The organism is uncultured Caulobacter sp. (assembly GCF_937900395.1).
In the GTDB taxonomy this organism is placed as follows: Bacteria; Pseudomonadota; Alphaproteobacteria; order Caulobacterales; family Caulobacteraceae; genus Caulobacter.
Genome location: NZ_CALCDX010000123.1, coordinates 1 through 9,122, shown reverse-complemented (window position 1 = coordinate 9,122; position 9,122 = coordinate 1). Strand labels below are relative to the sequence as shown.

Annotated in this window: 7 protein-coding genes, 1 tRNA gene and 2 pseudogenes; 3 read left to right on the top strand and 7 right to left on the bottom strand. The window is 66.3% G+C overall.

Annotated elements, in window-relative coordinates; genetic code table 11:
- The 6 genes and pseudogenes from Q0379_RS10405 to Q0379_RS10380 form a co-directional block, all read right to left on the bottom strand.
- Positions 1-824 (bottom strand): annotated as a pseudogene (locus tag Q0379_RS10405) (RNA polymerase sigma-54 factor); the annotation flags it as partial.
- A gap of 205 nt (positions 825-1,029) precedes the next feature.
- The gene (gene lptB, locus Q0379_RS10400) at positions 1,030-1,788 is read right to left on the bottom strand and encodes an LPS export ABC transporter ATP-binding protein (RefSeq protein ID WP_066687936.1); all 759 of its coding nucleotides are present in this window, start codon (positions 1,786-1,788) and stop codon (positions 1,030-1,032) included.
- 9 nt (positions 1,789-1,797) lie between these two features.
- Positions 1,798-2,361 (bottom strand): LptA/OstA family protein, encoded by a 564-nt coding sequence (locus Q0379_RS10395; RefSeq protein WP_299008002.1) that lies wholly within the window; start codon positions 2,359-2,361, stop codon positions 1,798-1,800.
- Positions 2,362-2,419: 58 nt separating this feature from the next.
- Positions 2,420-3,084: pseudogene (lptC, locus tag Q0379_RS10390) on the bottom strand (LPS export ABC transporter periplasmic protein LptC).
- Entirely contained in the window at positions 3,051-3,668 is a 618-nt protein-coding gene (locus tag Q0379_RS10385) for a ribonuclease D (protein WP_299007994.1), read from the bottom strand. Before Q0379_RS10385 ends, lptC begins: the two are co-directional and overlap by 34 nt.
- Positions 3,669-3,822: 154 nt before the next feature.
- A tRNA-Leu gene (locus Q0379_RS10380) sits at positions 3,823-3,909 on the bottom strand.
- A gap of 155 nt (positions 3,910-4,064) precedes the next feature.
- Between Q0379_RS10380 and Q0379_RS10375 the strand changes: the two genes are divergently transcribed.
- Positions 4,065-5,030, top strand: coding sequence for a complex I NDUFA9 subunit family protein (locus Q0379_RS10375; RefSeq protein ID WP_299007990.1), 966 nt, complete (start codon positions 4,065-4,067; stop codon positions 5,028-5,030).
- A 70-nt stretch (positions 5,031-5,100) separates the two neighbouring features.
- Here Q0379_RS10375 and Q0379_RS10370 read toward each other — a convergent pair whose 3' ends face one another.
- Complete coding sequence (locus tag Q0379_RS10370) at positions 5,101-5,901, bottom strand: undecaprenyl-diphosphate phosphatase (protein WP_299007988.1); 801 nt, start codon at positions 5,899-5,901, stop codon at positions 5,101-5,103.
- A 232-nt stretch (positions 5,902-6,133) separates the two neighbouring features.
- On the opposite strand from Q0379_RS10370, the gene Q0379_RS10365 reads away from it, so the two are divergent.
- A complete protein-coding gene (locus Q0379_RS10365) occupies positions 6,134-7,582 on the top strand; it encodes an NAD(P)-dependent oxidoreductase (protein ID WP_299007986.1) in 1,449 nt (482 codons plus the stop codon).
- Positions 7,583-7,601: 19 nt separating this feature from the next.
- The coding region (locus Q0379_RS10360) for a glutamate synthase central domain-containing protein (RefSeq protein ID WP_299007984.1) at positions 7,602-9,122 on the top strand (1,521 nt) is incomplete at its 3' end.

Genomic DNA, 9,122 nt, shown 5'->3' with positions numbered 1-9,122 from the left:
GCCGCGCCAGGGCGCGGGTTCAGCGCGCGGACTTCCGCGATCATGTCGCGCAGGTCCTCGTCATCGACGCCGCATACCCGCCGCAGCCCCGCCATGTCGCGCTTGGCCAGCAGCTCAAGGTGGTCGAGCATGGCCGCCATGGCCGGATCGTAGCGGTTCAGGTCCTTCAGCTGCAGGGCTAGGCACTCGCGGACGTCGCGGGCGAAGACCCCGACGGGCTCGAAGCCTTGGAGGACCGTCAGGACCTCCTCGACCATCGCCAGCGGACAGCCCAGCCGCGCGGCCAGCTCGATCACGTCGAGACGCAGGTATCCGCCCTCGTCCACCGCATCGATCAGGATCTCGGCGATGGCGTTGCGGGCCGGCGACAGGGCGGCCTGGACGAGTTGCGCCCGCAGGTGGGCGGAAAGCGTCGGAACATCGACCAGAGCGCTCTCGTAGCCCTCGTCGCCGTCAAAGGATCCGCCGGAGCCCGCGCGCGACCAGTCGATCTGCCCCCCGGCATGCTCGGCCTCCGCGCCGTCGCCGGTGGCGCGCTCGCCGGGTGAGACGTCCTCCATGGGCGCGTCCATTTCACGACTGGCCGCGGTGTCGGCCACTACGTCGAGCTGGGTCAGGCTGGGATCGCGCTCGGCCTCGCCGTCCGAAGCCGGCTCGGCTTCGCCTTCATCACGCTGCAACAGCGGATTGCGCTCGAGTTCGGCCTCGACGAAGGCGTCGAGCTCAATGTTCGACAGCTGCAGCAGCTTGATCGCTTGCTGCAGCTGGGGGGTGATGACGAGGCCCTGGCCTTGCCGGAGCTCAAGTCTGTGGCTGAGCGCCAATGCGCCCTCCTGACGAACGAACCAATCTCGACCGTCATTGAAGGGCTGGTTTGGTTAACGGCTTGCGAACGCCTGCAAATATCGGGCCGGTGCGACCTTCCGCCTCGGGAAAATATCGTGCCAGCGGCTAAGCCCTTTTAGGAAAAGGACTTTGCGGCGTGTTCAGCGTCCCAGAACGCTCCCGATCGGCCAGAGCGGCCCGCGATCAGGCCCCCAACCTGGGTTCGGAGAAGCTGTCGCCCAGATACACCCGCTTAACTTCCGGGTTGTCGACGATCTCGCGCGGCGAGCCTTCGAACAGCACCTCGCCCGCGTGGATGATCGAGGCGCGGTCGATGATGTCGAGCGTCTCGCGGACGTTGTGATCGGTGATCAGGATGCCGATGCCGCGACTCTTCAGGTAGCCGATCACCTCGCGGATGTCGGCGATCGCCAGGGGGTCGATGCCGGCGAACGGCTCGTCGAGCAGCATGAACGACGGCTCGCTGGCCAAGGCGCGGGCGATTTCAACGCGACGACGCTCACCCCCCGACAGGGCGACCGCGGGCGACTTGCGGATGTGGGTGATGCGCAGCTCTTCCAGGATGCTGGTGACCTGCTCGCGCGCCTTGCGGGCGTCCTTCTGGCGCATCTCGACCACCGCCATGACGTTCTGCTCGACCGTCATGCCGCGGAAGATCGAAGCTTCCTGCGGCAGGTAGCCCACGCCCAGACGGGCGCGCTGGAACATCGGCTGGGCCGTGATGTTCTCGCCGTCCAGATAGATGGCGCCATAGTCGGCGGCGATCAGGCCCGTGATCATGTAGAAGCAGGTCGTCTTGCCAGCGCCGTTCGGGCCCAGCAGGCCCGCGACTTCGCCGCGCTTGAGGCGCAGGGAGACGTTCTTGACGACGGGACGGTCGCCGAACGACTTGCCCACGGAATCGACGAACAGGCCGTCCATGTCGGCGGAGGTCAGGGTCATGAAACGATCCTAGCGCTGGGCCGGCTGGTCGGACGCGGCGGGCGCGTCGTTCTTCTTGCTGTCGTCCTGATAGAACACCGCGCGAACCCGACGCGACGCGCCGCGGCCCTTGGCGCTGGATTCCAGCTTGGCGTCGTTGGTCTTGGTGTTGACCGTCAGGCGGTCGCCCCGCGCCACGTCCTTGCCCTTGGTCAGGATAACGTCGCCGGTCAGGACCGCGATGTTGTCGCTGAACGTATAGACCGCGCGGTCGCCGCGGGCCTTCTGGTTCTCGCTGACGACATAGACGTCGCCTTCGGCCTCCAGACGCTGAGCGTTGCCGCAACCGTTGTCCGAGCCGGCGCGCTTGGCGCTGTACACCGTCACCTGCTGGGCGCGCATCCGCGACCGGTCCTGCAGGATCTCCACGTTGCCGCGGAAGATGGTGATGCACTTGCTGTTGATTGTTTCCTGCTGATCAGCGGACACGTCGATCGGCGCGCTCGAGTCGCCTTGTTGGGCATAGGCCGCGCCGGCGGCTCCAAACCCAGACAGGACCAACGCGGTCGCCGCAGCAGCCGTCCATCGCTTCATCAGAACCATGTCCTCATCCGTCGCGGCCGCCTCAGCGAACCTGCGCCATTTACGTTCTTTACTGCCGTTCTAGCCGCGCGCGAACCCCGCCCCGGAAAACGATGCGGTCGCCCTTGTCATATACGGAGTAGGCGCGCGATTGCACCTGTCCGCTGGGGCCTTCGCCATTGAGCGTGCTCTCGCCGGTGACATCGCCGGTGCGCGTATCGACGAACGATTCCTCCGAGGCGAAGCGATAGCCCGTGCCATCGTCCAGCCGCACGTCGTCCTTCAAGGTCAGGCCAAAATCGTCCTGGCGGTAAACGCCGCTCTTGGCCGTCATGCGCGTGGGGGTCGGCGAGCCCAGATCCAGGGTGAGCGCAGGCTCGTCCAGCATGATTCGCCGGGGGTCCGCGTCGTCGCGGATCGCCGAGCGCGCGGTGATCATGAAGCTGCGACCGTCGGTCGATTGGCCGTAGAAGCGCGGCGTGATCAGCCGGATCTCGGTCTTGGCCTCGACGGGCGGATGGGTAGCGGCCATGTAGGTGCGCCAGCCCACCTGTGAAACAACGACCAGCAGCAGGGCGCCGATCGCGATCGGCAGGACGATGCGCGCCAGCAGAACGCGGCGCGAGCGGCGGCGCCAGCGCGCGAGATCGGCGCTGATCGCTCTTCCGTTCATGACCGCGGCAGGCTGCATCGTCCGTCCGTCAGCTGTGCGCGAAGATGTCGACATCCTCCCAACCGGCCAGATCGAGCGAAGCGCGGTGGGGGAGATAGTCGAAGGCGGCTTGAGCCAAGGCCATGCGACCCTCGCGTTCGAGCATGGTGTTGAGCTTCTCCCGCAGCGCATGCAGATGCAGCACGTCCGAGGCCGCATAGGCGACCTGGTCGGCGCTCAGCGAGGGCGAGCCCCAGTCCGAAGACTGCTGCGCCTTCGACAGCTCGACGCCCAGCAGTTCGCGCGTCACGTCCTTCAGGCCGTGGCGATCGGTATAGGTGCGAGCCAGCTTCGAGGCGATCTTGGTGCAATAGACGGGCGCGGTCACGACTCCCAGATGGAGTTCGAACATGGCGATATCAAAGCGGCCGAAGTGAAAAAGCTTCAGGATGGCCGGATCGGTCAGCAGGGCCTTCAGATTCGGGCAGTCGTAGCCGGGCCGGCTCAGCCGCACGACATGGGCGTCGCCGTCGCCGGACGACAGCTGCACCACGCACAACGGATCGCGCCCTAGGCGCAGACCCATGGTTTCCGAATCGATCGCGACGATGCTCGCGCCCGCGAACACGCCATCGGGCAGGTCGCCCTCGTGAACGAAATTGGCCAAGTCTCAGAAATCTCCGGCGAGAACCGCGCTTACGACGCGTTCAACCACGCGCCCGATATAGGCGCGCGTTACATATACTCACGATGAATGGGATATCTATCTGATGAGGATTTTGGCGCCACCCCCCGCTTCTCTAAAGAAGCTGAACAAGGGGTGGTGCCCAGGAGAGGACTCGAACCTCCACGACCTTTCGGTCACTGGCACCTGAAGCCAGCGCGTCTACCAATTCCGCCACCTGGGCCCGCAGTCGCAACCGGTTAGGTCGCCGCGAGGCCGGGACGTTTAGGGAAAGCGTTCGGCCGCGTCAACAGCGAAAAAACGACAAATCGTGATTTCGTTGCGTCGCCGCGCTCGGTCGTCTAATTCCCGCGTCATCGCATGCGACGAGGAATGAAGATGCAGGGTCTTGTCACGGTGTTCGGCGGCTCCGGTTTCGTGGGCGGCCAGGTCGTGCGGGCGCTCGCCAAGGCGGGCTATCGGGTGCGGGTGGCGGTGCGCCAGCCGAACCTCGCCTATCGCATGCGCATGCTGGGCGATGTCGGCCAGATCGAGGTGGTCCAGGCCAATGTCCGCGTGCCGAACTCGGTGGCCCGCGCGCTGGACGGCGCGGAGGCCTGCGTCAACCTGGTCGGCGTCCTCTGGGAGAGCGGTCGGCAGAAATTCCAGTCGATCCACGCCATGGGCGCGCGCAACGTCGCCGAGGCCGCCGCCAAGGCCGGCGTGAAGCGCCTGGTGCACGTCAGCGCCATCGGCGCCGACATCAACGCCACGGCGAAATACGCCCGCTCGAAGGGTGAAGGCGAGGCCATCGTGCGCGCCGCCTTCCCGGGCGCGACGATCGTGCGCCCCTCGATCGTGTTCGGCCCTGAGGACGCCTTCTTCAACCGTTTCGCCCAGATGGCCGCCCTGGCGCCGGTCATGCCGCTGGTCGGCGGCGACACCAAGTTCCAGCCGGTGTTCGTCGGCGACGTGGCCGCGGTGATCGCCAAGGCCGTCTCCAGCCCCGCCGCGGTCGGCGTGACCTATGAGCTCGGCGGTCCGACCGTCTATACGATGCGCGAGATTCTCGAGCTGATCCTGACCGAGACGGGCCGCAACCGTCCGCTGCTGCCCGTGCCGTGGCCGCTGGCTGGCCTGATCGGATCGCTGGGCGACCTTCAGGCCTCGATCCTGCCGCTGGCCCCGCCGCTGACGACGGATCAAGTCGAGATGCTCAAGAGCGACAACATCGCCGCCCACGGCCTACCCGGTCTGGCCGAGGCCGGCGTGGCCGCGACGGCCGTCGAGGCCGTGGTCCCAACCTATCTCTACCGCTACCGCAAGGGCGGCCAGTACGCGGAGACCCCGGCGGGCGCGTTCTAGCTTTCACTTAGCAGCAAGCATGAAAAGGCGGACGCCCCGTGGCGTCCGCCTTTTTGTTGTCCGCCGCTGATCAGCGCGGAACGTACAGCAGCGCCAGACCGATGACGCCCACGACGATGCGCCAATAGGCGAACGGCGCGAAGCCGTGGCGCGTGATGAAGTTCAGGACCGTCTTGACGACGAAGACCCCCGACACCAGAGCCGCCACGAAACCCAGCCCGATCAGGCCCAGGTCGTTGGTGCTGAGCTGATCGATGTTCTTGTAGAGGTCGTAGGCGAAGGCGCCGGCCATGGTCGGCATGGCCAGGAAGAAGCTGAACTCGGCCGCCGAGCGCTTGTCGCATTTCAACAGCAAGGCGCCGGCGATCGTCGCGCCTGAGCGAGACACGCCGGGCACCAGGGCCAGGCATTGGAAAAGACCGATAATGAAGGCGGTCTTCAACGGATAGTCCGCCACGTCGGTGTAGCGCGGCTCGAATTTCATGCGATCCAGGGCCAACAGGATGAAGCCGCCGATGATCAGGGTCGCGCAGACCAAGGCCGGCGTCTCGTAGAGCACGGTCTTGATGAAGTCGTGCGCGGCGACCCCGACAAACACCGCCGGGAGAAACGCCAGCAGAATGCCGATCACGAACCGACGGGAGCCCGGATCGGTCGGCAGGGTGGTCAGCAATCTCCATAGCCGGCCGAAATAGACGCTCGTGATCGCCAGGATGGCCCCCAGCTGAATCAGCACCTGAAAGGTGTTGCCGGGGCTGTGGAAGCCCAGGAAATGGCCGACCAGCAGCAGGTGGCCGGTGGAGGAAACCGGGATGAATTCGGTCAGACCTTCGATCAGCCCGAGAATAAGTGCGATGAGCCAATCTGGCATGAAGGTCCCCTAGAGCGCTGCCCCTCGGCGTGCGCCAAACATCGTAAACACGGCGTTAATCCACAAAGTAGACCAATTTTCTCGCTGGTTGCGATGCGCTCGCAATAACCGCACCATCACCAAGGATATATTTGTCTATATTTTTTACCAAGACATTCTTATTGCCCTAAAGAGTCCGTAAGACGCCCGCCAGAGCAATTTTTCTCCCGCCAGGGATGACGAGGGAAGTCGCATGGCCGAGCGCATGCTGAAATTCATCACGGTGCCCCGCAAGACGCCCGAAAAGCGCGCGGCCGCCGAGCGTTCCGGCGACTTCCACGAGATCTACGCCGACTTTATCGACGCCAAGGCGGCCGAGCAGGCCTCGCGCTGTTCGCAATGCGGCGTGCCGTTCTGTCAGACTCACTGCCCGCTGCACAACAACATCCCCGACTGGCTGCGGATGACGGCCGAGGGCCGCCTGGAAGAGGCCTACGCCCTGTCGCAGGCGACCAACTCCATGCCAGAGGTCTGCGGCAGGATTTGCCCGCAGGATCGGCTGTGCGAAGGCAACTGCGTCATAGAGCAGTCGGGTCACGGCACCGTGACGATCGGCTCGGTCGAGCGCTACCTGACCGACAAGGCCTGGGAGAACGGCTGGGTGAAGCCGCTCGCAGCCGGTGAAGCGCGCGGCCAATCGGTCGGCGTCATCGGCGCGGGCCCCGCCGGCCTGGCCGCGGCCGAGAAGCTGCGCGAGGCTGGCTATGACGTCACGGTCTATGACCGCCACGACCGCGCCGGCGGCCTGCTGATCTACGGCATCCCGGGCTTCAAGTTGGAGAAGGACGTCGTCGAGCGTCGCACCCAGCGCCTGGCCGACGGCGGCGTGGTCTTCAAGCTGGGCTTCGAGGTGGGCAAGGACGCCACCCTGGAAGAGCTGCGCGCCCAGCACGACGCGGTGCTGATCGCCGTCGGCGTCTACGCCGCGCGCGACCTGACCGTTCCCGGCGCTGGCAGCAAGGGCGTCGTGCCGGCTCTCGACTATCTGATCACCTCCAACCGCCTGTCGCTGGGCGACAGCGTCCCGGCCTACGACTCCGGCGAGCTGAACGCCGAGGGCAAGGACGTCGTCGTGGTGGGCGGCGGCGACACCGCCATGGACTGCGTGCGCACGGCGATCCGCCAGGGCGCGGCCTCGGTCACCTGCCTCTATCGCCGCGACAAGGCCAACATGCCCGGCTCGATGCGCGAAGTGGCCAACGCCGAGGAAGAAGGCGTCACCTTCGAATGGCTGGCCGCCCCGCGCGCCCTGTCGGGCGAGGCCGAGGCCGTCACCGGCGTGCGCGCCATCCGCATGCGCCTGGGCGCGCCGGACGCCTCGGGCCGTCAGAGCCCCGAGGAAATTCCCGGCGGCGACTTCGACCGCCCGGCTCAACTGGTCGTGAAGGCGCTCGGCTTCGAGCCCGAGAACCTGCCCGAGCTGTGGTCGGCGCCGGACCTGAAGGTGACCCGCTGGGGCACCGTGAAGGCCGACGTCCGCAACCAGATGACCAATCTCGACGGCGTGTTCGCCGCCGGCGACATCGTGCGCGGCGCCTCGCTCGTCGTCTGGGCGATCAAGGACGGCCGCGACGCCGCCGACGCCATCCACCGCTACCTGCAGGCCAAGGTCGGCGCCCCCGCGCTGATCGCGGCGGAATAAGAGAGAGGACCCGAAGACCATGACCGCGATGGACCTCTATCTGAAGAACCGCCGGGCCCTGATCGACGGCCACGCCTACGACCCGTCGACCGAACGCGACGCGTGCGGCGTGGGCCTCGTCTGCGCCATCGACGGCCAGCCGCGCCGCGAGGTCGTCGAACTGGCGATCAAGGCCCTGAAGGCCCTCTGGCACCGTGGCGCGGTCGACGCCGACGGCAAGACCGGCGATGGGGCCGGTATCCTGGTCAGCGTCCCGCAGGACTTCTTCGTGGATCAGGTGCGCCGCACCGGCCACGCCCTGCGCCCCGGCCCGATCGCCGTCGGTCAGGTCTTCCTGCCCCGCACCGACCTCGGCGCCCAGGAGCTGTGCCGCACGATCGTCGAGGCCGAGGCCCTGCGCTTCGGCTTCTATATCTATGGCTGGCGCCAGGTGCCGGTGAACACCGCCGTCATCGGCGAGAAGGCCAACGCCACCCGCCCGGAAATCGAGCAGATCATGCTGGCGGCTCCGGCCGGCCTGGACGGCGAAGCGCTGGAGCGCGCCTTGTTCCTGTGCCGCAAGCGCATCGAAAAGCGCGTACACGGCCAGAACGTCACCGATTTCTACATCTGCTCGTTCTCGGCCAAGTCCCTGATCTACAAGGGCATGTTCCTGGCCGAGCACATCGATGAGTTCTATCCCGACCTGAAGGACGAGCGCTTCGCCGCGGCGGTCGCCATCTTCCACCAGCGCTACTCGACCAACACCTTCCCGCAGTGGCGCCTGGCCCAGCCCTTCCGGATGCTCGCCCACAACGGCGAGATCAACACGATCAAGGGCAACATCAATTGGATGAAGTCCCACGAGATCAAGATGGCCGCTCAGGCCTTCGGCGAGTTCGGGGACGACGTGAAGCCGGTGATCCAGCCGGGCGGTTCGGACAGCGCCAACCTCGACAACACCTTCGAGGTGCTGGTGCGCGCCGGTCGTGACGCGCCGATGGCCAAGGCCTTGCTGGTGCCGGAAGCCTCGAACCCGAAGATGAAGGACGCCCACAAGGCGCTCTACTCGTACTGCAACGCCGTGATGGAGCCGTGGGACGGTCCGGCCGCCCTGTGCGCCACCGATGGTCGTTGGGTCGTGGCCGGCAAGGACCGCTCGGGTCTTCGTCCGCTGCGCGTGGCCTATACCGATGACGGCCTGGTGATCATGGGCTCGGAAGCCGGCATGTGCGGCGTCGAGGAAAGCCGCATCACCCGCAAGCTGGCGATCTCGCCGGGGCGAATGATCGCCATCGACCTGGCCGAAGGCCGCCTCTATGGCGAAGACGAGATCATCGACGAACTGGCCGGCCGTCACCCCTACACCGAGTGGTTGGGCAACATGGTCGATCTCGAAAAGGAGATCGGCCCCGGTCCCGAGCCGCGCAAGTACGGCCGCGAGGAGCTGACCCGCCGCCAGGCCGCCGCCGGCTATAGCCTCGAAGACCTGGAAATGATCCTCGCCCCGATGGTCGAGGAGGGCAAGGAAGCCGTCGGCTCGATGGGCGACGACACGCCG